Source organism: Mycobacterium marseillense (assembly GCF_010731675.1).
GTDB lineage: Bacteria > Actinomycetota > Actinomycetes > Mycobacteriales > Mycobacteriaceae > Mycobacterium > Mycobacterium marseillense.
This window is the reverse complement of the sequence record NZ_AP022584.1, coordinates 150,439-172,185: the sequence shown is the minus strand read 5'-3', so window position 1 is coordinate 172,185 and position 21,747 is coordinate 150,439. Positions and strand designations below refer to the sequence as shown.

Sequence of the window (21,747 nt, the reverse complement as noted above, 5' to 3'; positions counted from 1 at the left end):
GGCGCCGCCTTGCGACTGACGGCACCAACGCACGACAGCTGAGACCGCTTTTCGGCGACAACTTCCAGGGACCATTAGCACGAGTTCATCGACTCCGAACGGGGCTGTCAACATCATGAAATTGTTTGCATTGATCCCTGCGGTCGGACTGTCGGGGATGAAGCGATCGGGACGCCTACTGTGGCCGGCTGCGCAATCGGCAGTTGCCGGCGGCCTCGCGTGGTATCGCGCCCACTATGTCCTTGGCCATGAGTAGCCATTCTTCGCACCAATTGCCGCGGCGGTGTGCCTGTGGGTGAGCGACGTGGTACGGGCCGAACTCGCCGTCGAAATGATGATCGGCGTGACGCTGGGGATCGCGTTAGGCACCGGCGCGCATCGTCTGTTCGGCAGTGGCCCGATTGCCATCACCGCTGCGGTGTTCGTCTCCGTGTGTGCGGCGGTGCCTATTGGCGCCACCCGCAACTGGTGTTGATACCTGTGCCGAAGCCAGTCGACGCTACGAGGAGATGGTCGGTCGACCGCTCGTCGAACTCGACTGGTACGAAATATTGGCGATGGTGCGCATGGGGTGTTGCATCCTGCGGACACAGGCACTACTTCGCGCCATCGGACAAAGCGATCACTTTCTGACCCGAGCGCCACTTCTGCCGGCGTGGACGATCGAAGCCATAAGAGGTTGATCCCTTGGTCGACGTTGATCCCGTTGCGGGGTAGCGACACTCGGCGCCCGGTAACCGCCAGCCGGAACAAGTTACTGCGTGACAAGCTCCAAACGCTCGAGACGACGAACCAAGATGCTAGGCAACCACATTCCGATGTCCGTCACATCGAACCAGCTGGTGCGGTTAAGCAGGGTGCTCAGCACAATGCGGGCCTCCAACCGAGCCAACGCAGCCCCGACACAAAAGTGCACGCCCTTGCCGAAAGTCACGTGAGTCTTGCCGCTGCCGCGGTCGAGACGGAATTCATTGGGAGCTTCGAACTGCACCGGATCGCGGTTGGCGGCGCCCCACATCAGCAGCAGATGGGCATCGGCCGGGACCTCGACGCCGTCCAGCGCGGTGTCGCGCCGCACGTGCCGATAGTGACCGCGAAATGGCGGCTCGTAACGCAGCACCTCTTCGATGAACACATTCAACAGCCCGGGCTCGTTGCGCACCCGCTGTTGAATAGCCGGGCGTGTGCCGAGAATCCATGTCGCGGTGCCGAGCAGCGACGCCGTGGATTCGCCCGCGGCGCTGAACAGCGTCAACATGATCCCGAGTGCGGCAGTCTGCTCCAACTCGCCAGAGGCATGGCGCGCAGCCAGATCTGCGATGAGGCCGGATTCCTCGTTTGCGCTTGCCTTTTCAAAATGTTCCATCACGTAGCTGGAGAGTTCGAAGGCCGCGGCTCCGGCTTTTTCCAGCTGCGCGGCGGTGACGACGCCGTCCAACAGCGTGGTGGTGGCATAGCCAAGCCGAATGAGATCATCGACGTCGGTATCGGGCAGGCCCAATAGCCGGGCGACCACCATCATCGGAAGTCTGTTCGCCATGGCGCTCATCCACTCGATGCGCCCGTCGCGCAGGTTTTCCTCCCAGAGGCGAGCGGCCGTCTCGCCGGCGAAGTCCTCGATGATGCGAATGCGTTTGGCGGACAGGTGCGGCAGGAGAAGCTTGCGGTGCGCCGCATGGGTCGGATCGTCTGCGGTGGCCAACGCGTGCATGGCGGCTCCCAGCTCACCCATCTGAAACGCGGTGACCGTTCCGTCGTCGTGATAGACCATGGTCGCGGTGAGGTTCGACGAGAAGTCCTCTACCCGCGTTACGGCGTCAACGACTGCGTCCCAGCCACATACGGCATAGAACACCGAATCGCCGATGCGATGAACGGGTGCCTCGGCACGCATCCGGTCATACAGCGCGTAGGGGTCCTGCAGGGACTCGGCGCCGAAGAACTGGGCCGGGTCAGCCAATACCGTCACCGATTCAGGTTGGGACGCACGCACAAGCAGCGTCAATACGTCGCGGCGAAGTTGATGAACGATCAAGCGTGCCGACGGCCCGGCCAGGAGCGGTGGCACCACACCACCTGCGAAATTGCTAAGAAAACGTACCTCAGAATTCTCACTGTGAGAGAATACTCTAATCACTTTTCTGGACGGCGGGAGGCGTTCACGAGATGTCGCACGGCGACTGGCTGGTGGGTGGCGACCGCAGCAGTGCGGCCGCTGAACGCATCTACAACGCGGCGGCCGACCTGATTTCCAGCGGCGGCTACGATGCCTTCACCATCGACGCCCTGGCAGCCAAGGTGCACTGCTCGCCGGCGACGATCTACCGGCACGCCGGCGGCAAGGCGGCCATTCGCGATGCCGTGGTTGGCATTCAGGCCACCCGCATCCTCGCTACGGTGCGTGACGCGATCAACGGACTGAGCGGCCCAGAGCGAGTTGTGACGGCCACCAACGTCGCTTTGCGGCGCTTGGGTTCCGATCCGCTCGCCGATCTCATGCGATCGGCGCAGCTGGCGCCTGGCAGTGAATGGCTGACCACCTCACCGGCGGTCACGCGGTTTGCCGCCGAAATGCTCGGCCAGACCGACCCGGACCCGCTGGCCGCGCAGTGGCTCATCCGCGTATTTTTCGCCCTCTGGTGCTGGCCACTCAAAGCCCCAGCGGATGAACGTGCGATCGTGCAGCGCTTCCTCGGCGCATCATTTTCCAACGACGCGATCGGTCGTTCCGCCCCGAAAAAATAAGCTGGGAGCTCGGCCGCGCGGCCCGGAAGGCCAGCGGGATGCCTCAATCGCTGCCGCGACGAGTGTGCCGATCATGGTGCTGTGTAAGCCGTTTCGGCTATCGTTACGTTCCCTCGTCGATTGAGTTCGATGCGTCGGACCACGCAGCCGCCGGCACCGCCGTCATGCCATCGCGGTGCTCCACGATTGATCCCAACGATCAATCGCCGCCACCTGATCAAGTGGTTTCCGCCGCACTGGGTGGTGCCCGCCCTTGGGCCAGCCCACCGTGAGCAGAGTCGCGATCTTCCAGTCGTCGGGGATACCGACCATGGACCGCAGCTGGTCCTCGCAGGACCCGTGCCATAGGGTGATCGCCGCTCCAAGGCCTTGGGCCCGGGCCGCCAGCAGGAAATTCTGGACGGCCGGAAAGATCGACCCGCCCTGCTGTAGTTCAGTGGTTCCCCGTTGCGGCTGGACACAGAACAGCACCAGCACAGGCGCCGCGCCACCGACGCTCATGTGCTCAGCCATCGCTTTCAGAACGCGCGATTTGGGGTCGTCCGCCGCGTTCTCAGGCATCGAAAGCCGATAGAACTCGGTCATCACGTCCCACGTCTGGTGGGCCGCGGCGGTGACCACGTCGCGCAAACTGCTCGATTTCAGTACGACAAACTTCCACGGCTGTTGATTGCCGCCGGACGGAGCCCAACTCGCAGCGCGCAGACAGGTGTCGATCGCCTCCTCGGAGACGGGTTCGTCGCGATAGCGCCGCACCGCCGACGCGGTGCGCATGACCTCCCAGAGATCCGCCGACGTTTGCGGGCCGGGTCGCTCGCTCACGGCGCCACCGTGGAGGGCAGCACGCCGTGCCAGGTTCCGCCGCGCACCGGACCGGTAACCAGAGGCAGATCGAGGGTCGACAACACACCCGGTGGGGCGGCCATCACGGCCGGGATGGCGTTGAGCTCACGCATGACGGTCGCGTAGGTCAGGCCGCGCATGTTGTTCTCCCGCCCATGCATCTCGATATCGACGGTGTAGGTGGGCAGCCCGTCAACGATGACCCGGTAGCCGCCGTGCGGTGATGGGTGCCGCGGCCAACCCGGCGCGGAACCGTCGCCCATACGGGTGATGTGTTCGAGTACAACGCGCTCTTCACCTCCCACGATGCCGGCGAGCTTGAATCGCATACCTCCCATGGTGCCCGGCTCGATCCAGCCCGACGCAACCTCGTATCGCTCTGTGGCCAACCATTTTTCGATGGAGGTGTCGACGCGGTCGAGTGGGAGTCCGACGCCGTCGGCCACCAGGTGGACGATCGGCGCCCACAGCGCGGCCAGCCGCTCGGGGTCGAATAGCGGGGCCGGGTGGTCGGGGGCGTGCCCGAACCCCATGAAGTCGAACATGATGTCGGGTTGATTGATGGGGCCGTAGTCGAGCATCTCGAGCATGGTGATGGTATCGACACGACTGCTGAAGCCCGTCATCGTCAGCGCGATCACGTCGTTGGCCCAGCCTGGGTCGACGCCGCTGTTGAAGAAGCTGGTGCTGCCCTCTGCGCAGGCCGCCTCGAGCAATTCGACGGTTTCCTTGTCGGCTGCGGGCGGATAGCACATCGGCACCAACGCGGTGCACACCACATTCATGCCCGCTCGCAGGCAGCGCGCGATGTCCTGCGCCGCATCGTGATAGCGATAGTCACCCGATGCGAAGTAGGCCACCACGTCTGCGTCCACCGACAATGCGGTGTCGATGTTTCGCGTGGCGATGACCCCAGTCGCGGGCATTCCGCACAAGTCGCCGGCGTCCTTGCCGTCCTTGGCTTCCGCATGCACCACCACCCCGGCCAGCTCCAAGCCGGGGTGCGCGATGAGGGCACGCAACGCACCGACGCCGACCTGGCCCGGGCCCCACAGGATTACTCGTGGCTTGCCTTGACCGTCCGCCATTTGCACCCCTTCCGGCCAACACCAGCCGATCTGTGAGAACATACCTTCTCATATATTGATAACACCATTACCGGATGCGGACGAAAGGGGCGAACGGTGAGCGATTACGAATTCTTGAAGTGGGAGACCTTCGACGACAGCATGGTCGTTCGGATTTCGCTGAATCGCCCCGACCAGCGCAACGCCCAGAATCGGGGCATGCTGGTCGAACTCGATGAGGCGTTTGCCCGCGCCGAGTCCGATGACACCGTCCGCGTCGTCGTCCTGGCCGGCGAGGGCCCGATGTTCTCGTCCGGTCACGACATCGGCTCCAAGCAGGCGCGTGCCGAGTTCGGTCCGGGGCCCGGCCAGCACCCCACCGTGGCCATCAATGGAGGTACGCGCGACGGCGCGGAGCGGACCATGCTGCAGGAATGGCACTATTTCTTTCAAAACAACCTGCGCTGGCGCAACCTGCGCAAGATCACGATCGCCCAGGTGCACGGCGACGTGTTCTCAGCAGGTCTCATGCTGATCTGGGCCTGCGACCTCATCGTGGGAAGCGAAGAGGTGCGCTTCGCCGATGTGGTGGGGACGCGGCTCGGCATGTGCGGCATGGAATACTTCGGCCATCCCTGGGAATTCGGACCGCGCCGCACGAAGGAGCTCATGCTCACCGGTGACGCGATCGGGATCGAAGAGGCCTACCGGCTCGGCATGGTCAGCAAGATCTTCACGCGCGACGAACTCGCCGAGCGCACGCTGGAGTTGGCGCGGCGGATCACGAAAGTGCCCACGATGGCGGCCCTGCTCATCAAGGAATCGGTGAACCAATCAGTCGACAACATGGGCTTTTACAACGCGCTGCAATCGTGTTTCGCGCTGCACCAACTGAATCACTCACACTGGGCCCAGATCCGCGAGGACAAGCTCCCCACCGCGGGCGAAGAGCAAGGGGTGCCGAACTGGCGGACCGCTCCCCCGGTTGTATTGGCCGTCAAAGATCAGGTCCGGTCCGGCGTCTAACGTTGTGCCGGTGACCAACAACTCGCCCGCGGCGCCACGCCCCATGGACGTCACCGTTCCGGGGCATCTCTTCGCCCAGCTGCCGTTCTACGACGTCGTCGACACCGATGATTCGGTCGTCGTCGACCTGCACAACCGGCCGGACCTGACGAACCTGCGCGGCGCGCTGCAGGGGGGACTCGTAGCCACACTCATCGATGTCGCCGCCGGGCGCCTTGCGGTCAAATATGCCGGCGACGGCGGCGGGGCGGGAACCGCGGACATGTCCATCCATTTCCTGGCCCCGATCGTCGATGGGCCCGCGCGTGCGATCGCCACGCTGGTGCGCGCGGGAAAGCGGATGATCGTTGTCGGCGTCGACGTCTGCGACGTTGGCCGAAACCGGCTCGCGGCACGCGCCACGCTGAGCTTTGCGATCCTTGCGTCGCGCGATCCTGTTCACTCCGCAGCGGCACCGTAGCGCGCGTCGGCCACCCGGTCCAGGGCGACGGCTGGTTCGCCGAAAACCATTGCCCAGCCCCGTACCCGGCGATAGTAAAGCTGGATGTCGCCCTCCATGCCGAACCCGTATCCGCCGTGGATATGCAGGCTACGCCGCGTGGCATCGCGCGCCGTCTCGTAAGCGAATGCGAATGCCATCGCGGCCAGTTCCCGTACGCGTTCGGGCTCGTCGGCGAATGCGCACGCCGCCTTGAGCCCCAGCAGCCGCGCCCCGTCGGCAGCGGTGGCGCTGTCGGCCAGCGGGTGGGACACCGCTTGGAAGCTGCCGATCGCAGCCCCGAAGGCATGGCGTTGCTTGGCGTAGTCGACGCCGATCTCGAGGGCCTTCTTGGCAGCACCGGCCAGCGCGACGGCCGTGAGCGTGAGCCACAGGTCGAGAGCGCCGTCGAACAGGTCGCGCGCCCACGTATCGTCCGCGAGGACCATGGGCTCGTTCTCAATCGAAATGTCCGCCAGCGGCAATGACGCGAGGTTTTCCACTGCCGTGCGGTTCTTCTCGATCGGCACCACCAGCAGTCGCCCGTCCGCAAGGGCGATCACGTGGTCGGCCACCGCCCCGCCCGGTACCAGCCTCAGCTGGCCACCACGCTCGGCGCGCGGCGCAAACGTCACCAGACGGTCACCCGCGATGGCCGCGCTGAGCAGCCCTGCGCCGGCCTCGCCCGATGCTGCCAGCAGTCGCGCGGCAACCTGCGCCTCGATAACAGGCGCCGACGCGACCGCGCGGCCGCACTGCTCGGCGATCAGCGCAAGTTCCAGTTCGGTGGCACCCCATCCGCCGGCTCCCTCACCGACCGCCATCTCCACTGCCCCGGTGTCCCGCAATGCTTCCCACAGCTTGAGATCGAAGCCCGACGGTTCAGCGGCACGCACTCGCTCCGAGGTCGACTCACGCGCAAACAGCGCGGCGAACGAATCCACCAACTGTCTCTGCTCCCCCGTTAGGCTCAGGTCCACGATTGACGTCCAATCACATGCGGATATGGTTACTCTCAAAATTGAGATTAGCATTATCGTCTGTGCTACCCAGGGCATATACGACGACAGATTGGCGTGTAGACATTGCATTTTCAGCTCGCCGCAGACACCACGGCCTACCGCGACGGGATCCGTGCCCATCTTCAGGACGTGTTGACTCCCGAATTCGAGGAACGCATCTACCGGAGCGGCGTCGCGCACGACGACGCGTTCGCCAAAGGCCTGGTTGACAAGGGCTATTTCGCCCCGGCGTGGCCCGTCGAGTTCGGTGGGCAGAATCGCAACGCATGGGACGACCAGGTCGTCAAAGAGGAACTCATGCGCTTCGACGCGCCGGTGTACCTCTCCGAGACAACCCGGATGGTGGCGTCGATCATTCGCGAGGTCGGTACCCCGGCGCTGAAGGATCGCATCCTGGCCGGTGCGGTCAGCGGCGAGATCACCATCGCCCTCGGCTTCACCGAACCCGAATGCGGGTCGGACGTTGCGGCTGCCGCGACCAAGGCCGTGCGCGACGGCGACGACTGGGTGATCAACGGCTCCAAGATGTTCACCACCAACGGTCACATCGCCGACTTCGTGTTTCTCCTCGCGCGCACCAACACGGACAAACCGAAACACCAGGGACTGACCATGTTTCTGGTGCCGTGTGACTCCGAAGGCTTTGCGGCACAAGCCGTGTGGACCCTCTCTGGAGAACGCACCAACATCACCTTCTACAGCGATGTCCGCATCGGCGACGAATGGCGGATCGGCGAAGTCGATGGCGGGTGGCAGGTGCTCGGCCTGTCGTTGCAGGACGAGCACGCATCCGGATGGGGCCCGCACCTGATCCGATTGCTGGACCATGCCGAGCGCTGGGCCACCACCAGTCACGCCGACGACGACTCACCACCCATCGCGAAAACCGACGTCCGGCGCCGGCTGGCCCGCATCGCAATGGAGACCGAGGTGTCGATGCTGTTGCAGCGACGGTGCGTGTGGATGCTCGAACAGGGCGACATACCGGTGGCCGAGGGACCGATGTCCAAGGTATTCAGCACCGAGGCGCTTGAACGCGCCAGCCAGGACGTGGTCGAACTCGTCGGCCCCGACGGGTTACGCAGCTACCTCGAACCAACCGCTCCCGAGCGCGGCCGGTTCGACCACTCACTCCGGTTCTCGTTGGGCACCACGATCTATGCGGGCACCAGCGAGGTTCAGCGCTCCATCATCGCCCAGCGCGGGCTCGGCCTACCCCGTTAGTTTCTTAGACCGTCCGGCCCGGCCGGCAGACGCGGCACGCGCGGACGCCTTGCGCGCAGGCTTGGCCTTGGCATCCGGGACCGGCGGCGTGACCGCTTGCTTGCACCACGCCCACAATTGGTCCTCGGTCAGCTTGGAACCTTTGCCGCCCAGATGAAAAACACCGATCTGGGCGAGCGCGGTGAGCGTCGTGTTCAGCAACGTGGTCAGCTGCGCGGGGGTCAGGTCGGTGCGTACCAGGCCGGCCCGAGCGCACGAGGTGATGATCTTCGTCAGGAGCTTCAGGTGAGGCTCCCACACCTTGGCGAAGTCGTCCGGCCGCTCGATCTCCAGGCTCAGGTTGTAGATCGTCATGACCCGGCCGCCGACGGCTTCCGACGATTCCGCACGCGACAGCACGCCCCGGCAGAAGGCCTCGAGTTGCTCCATCGGACCGTCGGCCGCGGCGACATCCTGCCGGATGTCCTCGGTGAACTGACTTGTCACGTTCTCGTAGAGCGCCAACATGAGTTCTTCTTTGCCCGCGAAATGTTGATAGAAAGCGCGGAGACTCAGATTCGACCTGTCGATGAGCGTCTGGATAGTGAAGTCGGCCTTGCCCGACTCCTCTACCAATTCGAGCGCGGTGGCCAAAAACCGCGAACTGCGGGCGAGGGCACGCGCTCTGGCAGTACTCAACCGCCGATCGATCGTGCGTTGCTGCCACGTGCCGGGCAGCTCGACCTCGGTATCGACAAGTTCTAAACCGGCTTCGAAATCGGCGGAACCGGCAGGCTTCTTCGTAGGCATAATGCGGTAAGAATACGCGTCCGCTACGGAAAATGTGCGATCTACCTACACGCGTATGTTGATTCTCACTGCGCGTAAGTCGCTGTTGCCCGCATGGACCGCGCCCGCGATCGCCGCGCCGGCGCCCCGGTCTTCCCTCCATCTGGAGGTGCCCGGCGCACGAGACGACCCCGATGCGGTACCGTGGAAACGGTCATTCTCATTTCCGTATCAATGTGCCACGAATTGAAGCCGTTGCCGTTCCCGAAGGAGTGCAGCGTTGAGCGCAGATATCCTAATCGTCTCGCCGGACGACCATCTGGTAGAGCCGGCAGATCTGTGGACCAGCCGACTACCCGAGCGCTACCGAGACATCGGACCGCGGATCGTTCGCACCCGCGGGCGCATGGACCCGTCCGTCACGTCCGACGTCGCGTTCGTCGAGGACGACGAGGGCCGGGACGCAGACATCTGGCACTACGAGGACGCCATTATCCCGATCCCCCTCATCAGCGCGGCCGCCGGCTACGAAATCGACGAACTCACTACCGACCCAATCACCTACGACGAGATGCGCCCCGGCTGCTTCCGGCCGGCGGATCGGCTCGCCGACATGGACATCGCCGGCATCGAGGCCTCGGCGTGTTTCCCCAATACCCTCGTCCGTTTCTGCGGTCAACGCTTCCTCTACGGCAAGGACAAACAGCTCGCGCAGCTCTGCGTCGAGGCCTACAACGACTTCCAGATCGACGAGTGGGGCGGGAGTTCGAACGGTCGGCTGATCCCGCTGGGCATCATCCCGCTCTGGGACGTCGACCTCGCCGTCAAGGAGGTCGAACGGGTAGCCGCCCGTGGCATGCACGCCGTGTGCTTCTCCGAGCTGCCCTCTCGTCTGGATCTGCCGTCCATTCACAGCGGCTATTGGGACCCGTTCTTCGCCGCATGTGAGCGAAACCAGGTGGGGATCATGCTGCACATCGGGTCGAGTTCTTCGCTCACCAAGTCCTCGCCCGACTCTCCGCATGTCGTGACGAGCGCGCTGATGGCGGTCAATTGCACTATCGCGCTGGTCGACTGGCTGTTCTCCGGCAAGCTCATGCAGTTCCCCGACCTCAAGCTCGCGTTCGCCGAGGCGCAAGCGGGTTGGATCCCGTACTACCTGCAGCGCGTCGACGAGGTCTGGGAGGACCGGCGGGCGTGGGGCGGGATCCACCCCCTGCTGACCGAACCGCCGAGCAGTCAGGTACCCGGTCGGGTTTGGTTTTCCACCTTCGGCGATCCGGTCGCGTTCCGCATCCTGGATCTGGTCGGTGAGGACCAGCTCATGTTCGAAACCGACTACCCACACAACGACACGAACTGGCCGCGCAGCACCGAGGTCGCCAACAAGGCGACGGAAGGGCTGGACGAGGCAACCAAGCGAAAGGTGCTGTCCACCAACGCGAAGAACTTCTTCGGAATGGTGTAGGGCGGTTGCGAAGCGCTACAGGGCCTTCCAGTCGGGCTTGCGCTTCTCGAGGAACGCGCGCGGTCCCTCGATGGCGTCTTTCGTCAGGGCCACCTTCATCCGGTAGTTCTCGGCGAGAAGCTCTGCCTCGTAGATGGGCATCGACAGCCCTTTGCGCACGGCCATTCGTGAACCCCGGACCGCCAGCGGCGCATTCGAATTCACCACGTCGGCGATCTCCCAGGCGCGTGCCATGAGCGCGTCGTGCGCGACCAGCTCGGTGAAGACGCCCAGGTCATAAGCGCGCTGCGCGTCCAGCTTTTCGTGCTTGCCCATCAAGATCAGCCGCATCGCCACCGGTAGCGGAAGTATGCGGGCGAGCCTGACCCCTTCCCGCCCGGAGGTCACGCCGATGCTGACATGCGGATCCATCAACGTCGCGCGCTCCGAGGCGACGGTGATGTCCGCCGTGGTCACGAGGTCCATCCCCGCACCACACGCGATGCCGTTGACGGCGCAGATGATCGGCTTGGTCATTTGCAGCCACGGCGGCGTCGCCTCCTGCGGCGCATCCCACTGCCGCATCGAACTGAGAATGGGCTCGCCCTGGTTGTCGATTCCCGCCGCGTTCTCCATGTCGTGGTCGGCGGCCTTGTTGACGTCCGCCCCGACGCACAACGCGCGGCCGGCGCCCGTGATGATCACCGTCCAGATATCCTGCGAGCGTTCGATTTCCGCATAGGCCACGGCCAGTTCGGCGATCATCTCGTCGTTGACGGCGTTGAGCACCTCAGGACGGTTGAGGGTCACACAAGCGGTGTGACCCCTAACCTCGACCTCGATCGTGTCGTAGTGTGTCACCGGGTCAGGCTCCCCTCTCAGCGCGTCGGGCAACAATCGATGTCATTCGGCGGCGGCCGCGGCGACGCGGGCGGTCGGGTGAACACCCAGGATGTCGTGGAACCTGTCGCAATAACGTGGCCAGACATCCGGGTTCAGCAAGCGGGGCGGCATCCGGCCTTCGAAGATCGTCTGCCACTGAGTGGCGGTCGCCACGGCGATGTCCCGCGCCGCCTCCACGGTGATGCCAGCGGTGTGCGGTGTCGCAACGACGTTGTCGAGCCGCAGCAGGGGGTTGTCCTGCCGTGGCGGCTCCTCGTGGAACACATCGAGACCTGCTCCGGCGATTCGACCGTTGACGAGCGCGTCGAACAACGCCTCCTCGTCATGGACGGGGCCGCGCGCCGTGGTGATGAAAAAGGCGGTCGGCTTCATCGCGGCGAACTGGGCTCTGCCGAAGAGCCCTTGCGTCTCTCTGGTCAGTGGACACGTCACTTGTACGAAGTCCGAACGCTCGAGCAGCTCGCTGAGAGGAACCCGCTGCACACCGCGTGATCGTGCGGCCGCGTCGTCGAGGTAGGGGTCGAAGACCAGGACCTCCATGCCGAGCGGCGCGCACAGCTCGACAAGACGTCCACCGATGGCGCCGAGCCCGACGACACCGAGTGTCTTGCCCAGCAGCTGACTTCCGCGCAGGGACTGCCGGTCACCGAGCGGACCGCTGCGCAATACCCGGTCGGAGACGGTGATCTTCTTGGCGAGGTCGAGCATGAATCCCAGCGCGTGCTCGGCCACCGCCTCGGCGCCCGGACCAGAGTTGTTGCACACCGCTATCCCCGCGCGCGTGCACGCATCGACGTCGATGACGTCATATCCGGCCCCGGCTGAGCAGACGGCGAGCAGGGTCGGACAGCGCGCGATCAATGCCTGCCCGGCCAGCCACTGTGCGCCATCGGCGACCGATGCGACATCGGTTCGTGTGGCTACTTGATAGCCGTGTGCGGATTCCAGTGCTGCCCAACCGTGTTCGGTGGGGGCGCTCAGATCGAGTTTGACGATCTCAATGCCGGAACCTTCCAAGATGTCCCCAGCGGCGGGATCAGTCCACCGCTCGACGACCAACCGCGGTCGTGGCGCGTCGGTCATCTTCCCGGTGCACCTGTCGCGCCAGCAGTCATGGCCGAGCCTTCGGCTTGGCCTGCGCCGCTTTGAACATGTCGGCCAGCGCGTTGTCGACGTTGCGGTAGTCGTTGCGCGCGATTGCGCCGTCACGTCCGGGCACCACGTCGTATCCGAGCCGCAAATCCTTGTTTTCCATGTGGAAGTACTCACGGCCGATCGGCAGGCGACGATCCTCGCGGGGGACCTCCATCCAGGCGCGCAGAAAGCAGCGGGCTTTCTTGGGGTCGTTGCTGCTGACGAAGTCCGACCGGGAATGACACATCGCGAAGTTGTTGGCCACGGCCGCTTCCCCGGATTCCAAACGGAATTCGACTTGTTGGTCGACGAGTATGTTGCGAAGCAGCTCGACGGCCTCTTCTTGTTTCGGGGTGAATTCGCGGCCGAGGGTCTTCATCGCCGGCAAGATGCTGCTGTAGGTGAAGTTGATGCAGATTCGCCCGTTGATCTGGGAGAAGACCGGAACGTCGTAAGGGGTGATATCGGGCTGGTCATCCGGTTGTTCGCTGCGTCGGTGGTGCGGGAAGCCTTGATAGAGCACGTCGAGTAGGTCGGGGCGTTCGGCCAGGATTCGGTTGTGCGCGGCGGGACCGCTCGCGAACTGGCTTTCGCCGCCCTGGGCCGCCGGGTAGACGCACAGCAGCGCCAGGATGTCGGCGGCATCGTTGTGCATGGCGAGTTCGGCGCGAGACTTCGTGCCGCGCGCGGGTTGGATTCCGCCGGGCAGGATCTCTTCCTGCACGCGCACCATGCGGTGACCAAAGGAGTTGTTCGACACCAGATAGCCCAGATGCGTGCAGAACGCCCAGTAGATGCGTTCGAGGTCTTCAACCTCATGCTGATCGACCGGAAAGCCCCGCACGCATGCCAGGCCTTTGCCGAACATCAGGTCCCGGTAGAGCCGTCCCAGATCGTCGTCGAGGTCTGGGTGCCGAGCATCCTCCGGAGTGATGTCGTCGCGGTCTTTACCGGCTGTCTTGACCAGGATCGATTCCAGCGCAGCCACATTGCGGGCGGACAGGTCGAAGGCGAAGTCTTCCTTGCTCGCGAAGTCCGCGCCGGTCCACGCCATGGGGTCGGTGACGCGTTCGGTGTAGATGGTTGTCGGCATCCGGTCCTCCTGTGGGGTTGGCGTCGCTTTCGGCTACTCGGTGTCATTCGGCTCGCTGATGGCTCGGCAGTTCGCGAAGCGCTTGCGCGCGCGCTGTGGCCGCCTCGGTCATCATCCCGATGTCGGTGCCCGCCGAGATGAATCGCAATCCGAGTCCCACGAATCGATTCAGCAGGTCAACTGACTTTATTCCGGCGATGCCGAGCGCCACGCCGTGACCACGACAAGCCGCCGCGACCGATTCTACTGCACGATGGAAATGCTCATTCTCATACTGCCCATGGATGCCCATCGCCGCGGTCAGATCACTCGGCCCGATGAGGATCATGTCGACCCCATCGACCGAGGCGATGGAGTCGGATGCTTCGACCGCCTCTGGAGTCTCGACCATCACCGCCACAACGGTGCGCCGTTCGAGCAAGTCCACCAATTGCGGCGCTCCTCGCGGTGTGTATCCACTGACCGCATTTAGACCCGAGATGGACCGGCTACCGATCGGCGGAAAGCGCGCAGCCCGGACCACACCTTTTGCTTCTTCCTTCGAATTAACATGGGGCACAATGATTCCTACCGCGCTGCCGTCCAAGGCTCTCGCGATGACGCTGGGATCGTGGGACGGCACCCGCACCAGGCCGGAAATTCCCGCGCCAAGTGCGCTCACGCACAGCATCTGCGCAGTGTCCAGCGACGTGGTTGTGTGCTCGAGATCGACGTAAACGGCGTCGTATCCGCATGCGGCCGCGATCGCGGGAACGTCAGGAGTGCGCGCACTGAGCAACGCCAGGCAGAGCACCGGCGCGTCTCCGCGCAACGCGTCCCGCAGCGTCGTCGTCATAGGCACACGGTAGCGGACCGAGAATATCGTTTCCACAATATCGTCAATGGTCGTTATCAGCCGGGACAGGGATGTGATAACCATTAGCTATGCCGTCGAACCGCGTCGCCATCGTGGGCGCAGCCCTGTCCGAGTGCGGCCGGGTGCCCGACAAGACCGCCATGGCTCTCATGGCTCAATCGTCGCGGCGGGCTGTCGCGGATGCCGGGCTCACCAAGGAGGACATCGATGGTTTCGGTGGGCACGGAACGTTGCTTCCGCCCGTAGAAGTCAGCGAGTACCTCGGCCTACGGCCGACTTGGGTCGACGCGACCAACGTCGGCGGATCTTCGTGGGAAGTGATGGCCGGTCATGCAGCCGGCGCGATCGCGGCCGGGGAAATTGATGTCGCTCTGCTGACCTATGCGTCGACCGCACGTTCCGACGTCAAGCGACAAGTACGGGCGTCAGCTGCGGCCATGGGAACCGGTGGCGCACTGCAGTACGAGGCGCCCTACGGCCCCACTCTGATTGCCAAATACGCCATGGCGGCCAGGCGCCACATGATCGAATTCGGCACCACGGTCGACCAACTGGCCGAAGTCGCCGTCGCAGCCCACGAGTGGGCGGCCCTGAACGACAACGCGTTTGACCGAGAGCGCATCACCATCGCGGATGTCGCGGCTGCGCCGATGTTGGCCGACCCGTTCACCTCCAAGCATGTGTGCCTGCGCACCGACGGTGGCGGTGCGGTCGTTCTTGCCAGCGAGCGCGTGGCCCGGGACTGCGCGAAGGAACCGGTTTGGATTCTCGGGGCGGCCGACGCGACGTCGCACGTGAGCATGAGCCACTGGCCCGATTTCACGACGTCGCCTGCGGCGCGCTCGGGTCCACTCGCGTTCGCGCGCGCCGGCATCGGCCCGGCGGACATCGATGTGTGCCAACTCTACGACTCCTTTACCTCCACCGTCCTGTTGACCGTGGAGGACCTCGGCTTCTGCGCCAAGGGCGACGGGGGGCCCTTCATCGAGTCCGGCGCGCTTCGGCCAGGCGGGGCGCTGCCCACCAACACCGACGGCGGTGGCCTGGCTTCCTGCCATCCTGGTATGCGGGGGATGTTCCTCATGGTGGAGGCGGTCAGACAGTTGCGCGGAGAATGCGGACCGCGCCAGGTCAGCGGGGCCGCGCTGGGGTGCGTCCATGCCATGGGCGGCTTCTTTACCCACAGCGCCACAATGATTCTCGGGAGGCAGTGATGACGGCTCCTGATCGGCCCACGGTCGACGCCGACGGCCGAGCGTGGTGGTCAGCCGCGCAGGACCGCAAGCTGATGGTGAACGTCTGCGGGTCCTGCGGCCAGACATCTTTGTACGCACGGCCGTTCTGCCCGCACTGTTGGGGTGAGGACGTCGAGTTGGCACAGGCCAGCGGTCGCGGACGGCTCTACACGTGGAGCGTCATCCACCACAATGCGGCTCCTTTCGATGTGCGCACCCCGTACGTGTTGGCGATGGTGGACCTCGCGGAGGGGCCGCGATTGATGACGGTCGTGGAGAATTGCCAGATCGAAGATTTATGCGCCGGCATGGATTTGGTGATCGCCTTCCGCGATGACGAAGATGGATTCGTCGTCCCGGTCTTCCGTCCTGCTGGCGGCGGGGCCTCGGCGGCAGGGTCGCTCACGCCGTAGTGACAAGGCGGTCGGCGAGCAATCGCTCTCGCCCGGCCGCTCTGGCGTCGAGTTTGGCGCGGTCGACCTTGCCGTTGGCGTTGACCGGAAGGGGCTTGTCCCAGAACACAAGCTCCTCGGGCAGTTTGTATTTCGGCAGTCCTTCCGAGACGAGAGCCCGGGCGACCTCAGCGAGCGACATCTCGATACCGGGTTCGAGCACGACCGCCATCGCCAGTCGCTCACCCGTGGTGGCGTCCGGCACGGAGTAGGCCGCGCATTCGCGCACACCGCGGATCCTCGAGACGGCCTCCTCCACTTCGGCGGCCGGGATCTTCAGCCCATTGCGAATCACGATGTCCTTGATCCGGCCGATGATCCGCACCCGCCCGTCGACGACCTCCGCCACATCGCCGGTGCGGAACCACTCACCCTCGAAGGCGTGCTGGTCGTCCTCGGCGTCGATATAACCGAGAAATGTGTGCGGCCCCTTGATGCAGCACTCGGTGGGTTCGGCCACGGAACCGACCCGCACCTCGACCTCGCCGAGGGCCACTCCGTCGTCGGCGTGGCGAACCTCTCGGGGTTCGGTTCGCAGGCCGGACGTGCTGACCGGGATCTCCGAAGAGCCATAGGCGCGCATGACGACGATGCCGAAATCGTCTTCGATGCGTTCGACGATCCGCCGGTCCAGCATCGTGCCGCCCAGATACACCGCGCGTAAGGGCACGGCGGCGTCGCGGGCGACGGCCTCATCGAGCATCCGGTTCAGCAGCCGGTCCGGGCCGCCGTACCACGTCGCACCCGATGCGACGAGGAGGTCGCAGGTCGCCGAAGGGTCCCAGCGGTCTTCGAGGATCACCGGTACCGCCAGCATCGGACCGATGAACAGGGCTTGCAGGACCCCCGTGACCGATGCGAGCGGGCTGATCAAAAAGATCCGATCGTCGCAACCGAGTCCCGCCGCGGCAATGTAATTCGCCGAAGCCATGGTCAACGTGCTCAGCGAGTGGATCACGCCCTTGGGCCGAGAGGTTGTCCCCGAGGTGTAGAGCACGAAACACGGCTCATCTGCCGGCCGCAGTGGGCGGGCGGGCCGGCCGGCGCCCATTCGGTCGTCGTCACCGAACTCGATCCAACGACATCGCGACAGTTCCGGGTCGGTGATCTTCGCCCAGTTCGGCGCCGCGCCGAATTGCGCACCGGTGCGCGTGAGGATGTCGGCGATCTGCGCGGCGCCGGCACTACGCGGCACGAGCAGAACCACCGCATCGACCCGCAGCGCGGCGTGGATCGACACCACGGAATCCACGTCGTTACCGACCACCAGCACCAGCGCGCTGCCCGCAGCAACGCCGGCATCGACCATCGCGTGGGCGGCCGAATCGATGCGCTTGTCCAGTTCGCCGTAGGTCAGTTCGGTGCCTCGTTCGACCACGGCGACCCGGTCAGCGTGCCGGGACGCGGTCCATCGCACCGCGTCGCCCGGCTCCGCCGCCCAGAAACCGGCCGCGCGGTAACGGGGCCGCATTTCGTCGGCGCGGCGGCGCGCCTCTCGTAGCAACTCAGTCGGGCCAGTCATGGGTTTCCTCCGATGCAAATGACTGCTCTCGATTAGGTAAATGTAACCTCTCCCCCATGCATGCAATGACTTTCGACAACCAGGTAGCCATCGTCACCGGGGCCGGCGGTGGACTCGGCCGCTGCCATGCGCTCGAACTGGCCCGGCGCGGTGCCAGGGTCGTGGTCAATGACCTCGGCAGTTCCGTGGACGGCAGCGGAGCATCGATCTCGGCGGCCCAAGCCGTGGTCGACGAGATCACCGCGGCCGGGGGTACCGCGATCGCCAGCGGCGACTCGGTGGCCACCGAGGAGGGCGGCGCGGCGATCGTGGCAACCGCGATGGAGGCCTTCGGACAGGTTGATGTGCTGGTGAACAACGCGGGAATCCTGCGCGACGCCGCGTTCAAGAACATGACCGCCGATCAGGTCGAAGCCGTCATGGCTGTGCACCTCTCCGGAGCGTTCAACGTCACTCGGGCAGTCTGGCCGGTTATGCGGGCGCAGAATTACGGGAGAATCGTCCAGACAACTTCGGGCACTGGGCTTTTCGGAAATTTCGGGCAGGCCAACTATGGCGCCGCGAAGATGGGCCTGGTCGGCATGATGCACGTCCTCGCCATCGAAGGCGCCCGCAACGGCATCGCGATCAACGCCATCGCCCCCATCGCGTTGACCCGAATGACCGAGGACATCATGGGCGAAGCCGGCAAGGCCATGCAGCCAGAGCTCGTCACACCCGTCGTGGTCTATCTGTGTCATCGGTCGTGCGACCGCACCGCGCACACCTACTCGGTGGGCGCTGGGAAAGTGTCACGGGTGTTCATCGGCGTCACCAAGGGAATCGAGGACACGGCACTGACCGCGGAGTCGGTGGCAGAGTCGATCGAGGAGATCGACGACAGCGCAACCTTCACCATTCGCGGCGGGCCCGCCACCGGCTGACGCGCGGGTCGTCAGCGACCGAGAAACCTGGGCGCGCGGCGTTCGGCGAAGGAAGCGAGGCCTTCCTGAAGGTCCGCCGTGCGCGACACCACCTCCTGCGCCCATGCCTCCTGCTCGAATGCGCGGTGCCGATCAGACTCCGACGACACCGACAACAGCCGCTTGGTCAGCGACAGCATCACCGTCGGCCCCGCGGCTAAACGGCCGGCGAGTTCCTCGGCGACCGCGTCGGTGTCGTCCGGAGCGGTCACGCGGTTGACCAGGCCGAGCCTTTCGCACGCGGCCGCATCGACCGGCTCACCGAGCATCAACAGTTCGGTCGCCTTGCGCAGGCCCACGATGCGCGTCAAAAGGTAGATGGCACCGGAATCCGGCAGGATCCCGCGTTGCACGAATGCCTCGACAAGCTTTGCCTCCCTTGACATCACGACCAGGTCGCACGCCAGAACCAGACTCGCGCCGGCCCCGGCGGCGGTACCCTTGACCGCGGCGACCACCGGCTTATCACAGTCGAGAATGGAGGCGACCAGCCGCTGCCAACCCTGCTGAAGCATCCGCGCGATGTCGCCGGGGCGCCTTGATGTCGGCCCGGCGGCGGCCGCCGCGCCATCCGGCCGCGGTGCGAGTCCAGCGCCGGCGCAGAAGTGCCTACTACCAGTGGCGTTCAACAGCACCGCGCGGACTGCGGGGTTTTCATTGGCCCGCACGAAGGCCTCCGTCACGGCGTCACGCGCCAACGGCGACAACGAGTTTCCCGCTTCCGGGCGATTTATCGTCACCCGTGCGACACCATCGTTGTCGATCGCACACACGATTCCGGATGCTTCTTCTGACATCTCGCTCACCCCTGCGTTAACGGCGTTTCCGTTTTTCGGGTATCTTAATTTCCACCCTGTCCGGGCTACGACACGGGCCGCCACAACGAGGAGGCAATCCGATGGGGCAGACGGGCCTGATCACCGATGAGGGATTGGCCAGGTTGCGGGCTACCATCGGCATCGCCGTCCCGCACACGCAGCCGCCGCACTACTACCGCCCCAACGAGGACACGTTTCGTCACGTCGCCCAAAGCTACGGTGACGCCAATCCTTTGTGGGCCGATCCCGAATACGCCGCGAAGTCTGTATGGGGAGAGTCTGTGGCCCCACCCGCCCTCGTCGGCGGCGACACGCTGATCGGGGAGGACGAAGTCACGACGCTCTCGGACGAGGACCGCGCACTGACCAAGGGCGACCCGCTGCGCGGGGTACACGCCTTCTACGCCTCATCGGCCCGGGAATGGTGGGCACCGCTGCGCGCCAACCACCGCGTCTTCAGGCGCAATGCCCTGGTGGCCGCGCTCGACAAGAGCAGCGAATTCGCCGACCGCGCCATCCACGAATGGTCCGCCCAGGTATTCCGCGACGACGAGGGCACCATCTTGGGCGGCCAGTACCGCAACATGATTCGCACCGAGCGCGGCAAGGCTCGCGGCCGAAAGAAATACGAAGCCGTCGAACTCAAGACGTGGACCGCGGACGAGATCGCCGAGTTCGACGAACGCTACGCGCGCGAAAGCCCGCGCGGCGCCGAGCCGCGGTGGTGGGAAGACGTCAACGAAGGCGACGATTTGGGGTCACTGACAAAGGGTCCGCTGACGGTCACCGACATGGTCTGCTGGCACGTCGGCATGGGTATGGGCATGTACGGTGTGCGTCCACTGAGACTGGCGTGGCGCAACCGGCAGCGCATCCCCCGCTTCTACACGCCCAACGAGTATGGCGTCCCCGATGCCCAGCAGCGGGTGCACTGGGAGCCCGACGCCGCCCGTAACGCGGGCAATCCCACCACGTTCGACTACGGGCGCATGCGCGAGACGTGGCTGATCCACTTGTGCACGGACTGGATGGGTGATGACGCCTGGCTGTGGAAGCTCGATTGCGAGTTCCGTCTGTTCAATTACGTCGGCGACGTCCACACCGTCACGGGCACCGTCGTTCGCAAATACCTCGCCGACGGTGAACGCCCCGCCGTCGACCTCGAGCTCGCGGCGACCAACCACCGCGGCCAGATCACCGCACCCGGACACGCGACCATCCTGTTGCCCAGCCGCGACCGAGGGCCCGTGCGACTGCCCGACCCGCCGGGCGGAGCTGCGAACCTGAGCGAGCTGCTGGCCGCCGTCACCGAACAATTCGCCGAGCGCTGAGCACATGAGTTACCCCCGTGTCCCTGGCCTTCTGGCCGAACAGCAGGGCCCGATCCTGCGGCTGACCCTCGACCGTGCCGACCGCCGCAATGCCGTCAACGACGTCATGCTCGACGCGATGATCGCTCATCTGGCCGGTGCCGGCATTGACGAATCGGTACGGGTCATCAGGATCGATGCCAACGGACCGGACTTCTGCGCGGGTGCGGACCTGATCGCCAACAACGCAAAATCCGAACGCAAACCGCGTGTGGGCAGTACGCAGCGCCGCCTACCAAACAAGGCCAATCGGCTGATCCCGTTGATGCTGGAGACGCAGGTGCCCATTGTCTGCGTAGTCCGCGGTTGGGCGATCGGGCTGGGCTTCCACATCGCGCTGGCGTCAGACTTCTGTGTCGCCACCGACGACGCCCGGTTTTGGGAACCCTTTATGGCCCGGGGTTTCACCCCGGACAGCGGCGCGGCCTGGTTGCTCCCGCGGCTCATCGGATTGGTACGAACCCGGCGACTGCTGATGCTGGGTCAGGAGCTCACCGGAGCCGCCGCCGCCGAGTGGGGCATCATCCATGGCGCCTGCGCATCCGACGAATTGCCCTCGGTGGCGGAACAACTCGTCAGAGAACTGGGTGAAGCGCCCACGGTTTCGCTCGGACTCACCAAGTGGCTGCTGCACAGCGGCAACGGCCTCGATCTTGATCGCCATCTCCAAAACGAGGCGTTAGCACTCGAATTATCTAGTCGCAGCGAGGATTTCAAGGAGGGCCTGACAGCGTTCCGCGACAAACGCGACGCAGAATTCTCGGGCCGCTGATGAAATGCTG

At 64.9% G+C, this 21,747-nt stretch carries 22 protein-coding genes; 11 read left to right on the top strand and 11 right to left on the bottom strand.

The window, feature by feature from the left end; genetic code table 11:
- The first annotated feature begins 295 nt into the window (after positions 1-295).
- Positions 296-475 carry an aromatic acid exporter family protein gene (locus G6N26_RS00745; protein ID WP_067166674.1) on the top strand — a complete coding sequence of 60 codons (180 nt, stop codon included), beginning with the start codon at positions 296-298 and terminating at the stop codon, positions 473-475.
- Positions 476-754: 279 nt separating this feature from the next.
- On the opposite strand, the gene G6N26_RS00740 is transcribed toward G6N26_RS00745, so the two are convergent.
- Positions 755-1,969, bottom strand: a complete 1,215-nt coding sequence (locus tag G6N26_RS00740; protein ID WP_232067633.1) for a cytochrome P450 — start codon at positions 1,967-1,969, stop codon at positions 755-757.
- A gap of 197 nt (positions 1,970-2,166) precedes the next feature.
- Here G6N26_RS00740 and G6N26_RS00735 point away from each other — a divergent pair, with 197 nt between their 5' ends.
- Positions 2,167-2,745, top strand: a complete 579-nt coding sequence (locus G6N26_RS00735; protein ID WP_083016416.1) for a TetR/AcrR family transcriptional regulator — start codon at positions 2,167-2,169, stop codon at positions 2,743-2,745.
- Positions 2,746-2,907: 162 nt separating this feature from the next.
- Here G6N26_RS00735 and G6N26_RS00730 read toward each other — a convergent pair whose 3' ends face one another.
- Together G6N26_RS00730 and G6N26_RS00725 are read right to left on the bottom strand one after the other, a co-directional pair.
- Positions 2,908-3,519 carry a nitroreductase family protein gene (locus G6N26_RS00730; RefSeq protein WP_067166680.1) on the bottom strand — a complete coding sequence of 204 codons (612 nt, stop codon included), beginning with the start codon at positions 3,517-3,519 and terminating at the stop codon, positions 2,908-2,910.
- A 44-nt stretch (positions 3,520-3,563) separates the two neighbouring features.
- Positions 3,564-4,676, bottom strand: a complete 1,113-nt coding sequence (locus tag G6N26_RS00725) for an NAD(P)H-dependent amine dehydrogenase family protein (protein ID WP_067166682.1) — start codon at positions 4,674-4,676, stop codon at positions 3,564-3,566.
- 96 nt (positions 4,677-4,772) lie between these two features.
- Between G6N26_RS00725 and G6N26_RS00720 the strand changes: the two genes are divergently transcribed.
- Both G6N26_RS00720 and G6N26_RS00715 read left to right on the top strand, forming a co-directional pair.
- Positions 4,773-5,681: an enoyl-CoA hydratase gene (locus tag G6N26_RS00720; protein ID WP_083016412.1), complete on the top strand. Its 909-nt coding sequence runs from the start codon at positions 4,773-4,775 to the stop codon at positions 5,679-5,681.
- A gap of 43 nt (positions 5,682-5,724) precedes the next feature.
- Complete coding sequence (locus G6N26_RS00715) at positions 5,725-6,141, top strand: PaaI family thioesterase (RefSeq protein WP_067166814.1); 417 nt, start codon at positions 5,725-5,727, stop codon at positions 6,139-6,141.
- Here G6N26_RS00715 and G6N26_RS00710 read toward each other — a convergent pair.
- Positions 6,120-7,139, bottom strand: a complete 1,020-nt coding sequence (locus G6N26_RS00710) for an acyl-CoA dehydrogenase family protein (protein WP_067166687.1) — start codon at positions 7,137-7,139, stop codon at positions 6,120-6,122. The two genes, G6N26_RS00715 and G6N26_RS00710, sit on opposite strands and share 22 nt — an antisense overlap.
- 105 nt (positions 7,140-7,244) lie before the next feature.
- Here G6N26_RS00710 and G6N26_RS00705 point away from each other — a divergent pair, with 105 nt between their 5' ends.
- On the top strand, positions 7,245-8,405 hold the full coding sequence (locus tag G6N26_RS00705; RefSeq protein ID WP_067166691.1) for an acyl-CoA dehydrogenase family protein: 1,161 nt from the start codon (positions 7,245-7,247) through the stop codon (positions 8,403-8,405).
- Here the strand turns inward: G6N26_RS00705 and G6N26_RS00700 are convergent.
- Positions 8,394-9,194: a TetR/AcrR family transcriptional regulator gene (locus tag G6N26_RS00700; RefSeq protein ID WP_083016409.1), complete on the bottom strand. Its 801-nt coding sequence runs from the start codon at positions 9,192-9,194 to the stop codon at positions 8,394-8,396. The genes G6N26_RS00705 and G6N26_RS00700 overlap by 12 nt on opposite strands.
- Before the next feature lie 259 nt (positions 9,195-9,453).
- Here G6N26_RS00700 and G6N26_RS00695 point away from each other — a divergent pair, with 259 nt between their 5' ends.
- Entirely contained in the window at positions 9,454-10,641 is a 1,188-nt protein-coding gene (locus G6N26_RS00695) for an amidohydrolase family protein (RefSeq protein ID WP_083016405.1), read from the top strand.
- Positions 10,642-10,656: 15 nt separating this feature from the next.
- Here the strand turns inward: G6N26_RS00695 and G6N26_RS00690 are convergent, their stop codons facing one another.
- The 4 genes from G6N26_RS00690 to G6N26_RS00675 are packed head-to-tail and all read right to left on the bottom strand — an operon-like array spanning position 10,657 to position 14,585.
- Positions 10,657-11,481, bottom strand: a complete 825-nt coding sequence (locus G6N26_RS00690; protein WP_083016402.1) for an enoyl-CoA hydratase/isomerase family protein — start codon at positions 11,479-11,481, stop codon at positions 10,657-10,659.
- 42 nt (positions 11,482-11,523) lie between these two features.
- Positions 11,524-12,606: a hydroxyacid dehydrogenase gene (locus tag G6N26_RS00685; protein ID WP_067166703.1), complete on the bottom strand. Its 1,083-nt coding sequence runs from the start codon at positions 12,604-12,606 to the stop codon at positions 11,524-11,526.
- A 28-nt stretch (positions 12,607-12,634) separates the two neighbouring features.
- Positions 12,635-13,750 (bottom strand): TauD/TfdA family dioxygenase, encoded by a 1,116-nt coding sequence (locus G6N26_RS00680; RefSeq protein ID WP_067166707.1) that lies wholly within the window; start codon positions 13,748-13,750, stop codon positions 12,635-12,637.
- 43 nt (positions 13,751-13,793) lie between these two features.
- Positions 13,794-14,585: an HpcH/HpaI aldolase family protein gene (locus G6N26_RS00675; protein ID WP_225323240.1), complete on the bottom strand. Its 792-nt coding sequence runs from the start codon at positions 14,583-14,585 to the stop codon at positions 13,794-13,796.
- A gap of 89 nt (positions 14,586-14,674) precedes the next feature.
- Here G6N26_RS00675 and G6N26_RS00670 point away from each other — a divergent pair, with 89 nt between their 5' ends.
- Both G6N26_RS00670 and G6N26_RS00665 read left to right on the top strand, forming a co-directional pair.
- Positions 14,675-15,820 carry an acetyl-CoA acetyltransferase gene (locus tag G6N26_RS00670; protein ID WP_067166710.1) on the top strand — a complete coding sequence of 382 codons (1,146 nt, stop codon included), beginning with the start codon at positions 14,675-14,677 and terminating at the stop codon, positions 15,818-15,820.
- A complete protein-coding gene (locus G6N26_RS00665) occupies positions 15,820-16,254 on the top strand; it encodes a Zn-ribbon domain-containing OB-fold protein (RefSeq protein ID WP_083016399.1) in 435 nt (144 codons plus the stop codon). Before G6N26_RS00670 ends, G6N26_RS00665 begins: the two co-directional genes overlap by 1 nt.
- Here the strand turns inward: G6N26_RS00665 and G6N26_RS00660 are convergent.
- A complete protein-coding gene (locus G6N26_RS00660; protein WP_083016395.1) occupies positions 16,244-17,764 on the bottom strand; it encodes a class I adenylate-forming enzyme family protein in 1,521 nt (506 codons plus the stop codon). The genes G6N26_RS00665 and G6N26_RS00660 overlap by 11 nt on opposite strands.
- A 107-nt stretch (positions 17,765-17,871) precedes the next feature.
- Between G6N26_RS00660 and G6N26_RS00655 the strand changes: the two genes are divergently transcribed.
- Positions 17,872-18,738 (top strand): SDR family NAD(P)-dependent oxidoreductase, encoded by an 867-nt coding sequence (locus G6N26_RS00655; protein WP_083016392.1) that lies wholly within the window; start codon positions 17,872-17,874, stop codon positions 18,736-18,738.
- 11 nt (positions 18,739-18,749) lie between these two features.
- On the opposite strand, the gene G6N26_RS00650 is transcribed toward G6N26_RS00655, so the two are convergent.
- On the bottom strand, positions 18,750-19,583 hold the full coding sequence (locus G6N26_RS00650) for an enoyl-CoA hydratase/isomerase family protein (RefSeq protein ID WP_083016388.1): 834 nt from the start codon (positions 19,581-19,583) through the stop codon (positions 18,750-18,752).
- 92 nt (positions 19,584-19,675) lie between these two features.
- Between G6N26_RS00650 and G6N26_RS00645 the strand changes: the two genes are divergently transcribed.
- Together G6N26_RS00645 and G6N26_RS00640 are read left to right on the top strand one after the other, a co-directional pair.
- Entirely contained in the window at positions 19,676-20,926 is a 1,251-nt protein-coding gene (locus G6N26_RS00645; RefSeq protein WP_083016384.1) for a hotdog family protein, read from the top strand.
- Positions 20,927-20,930: 4 nt separating this feature from the next.
- A complete protein-coding gene (locus tag G6N26_RS00640) occupies positions 20,931-21,737 on the top strand; it encodes an enoyl-CoA hydratase/isomerase family protein (RefSeq protein ID WP_083016379.1) in 807 nt (268 codons plus the stop codon).
- Positions 21,738-21,747: the final 10 nt, after the last annotated feature.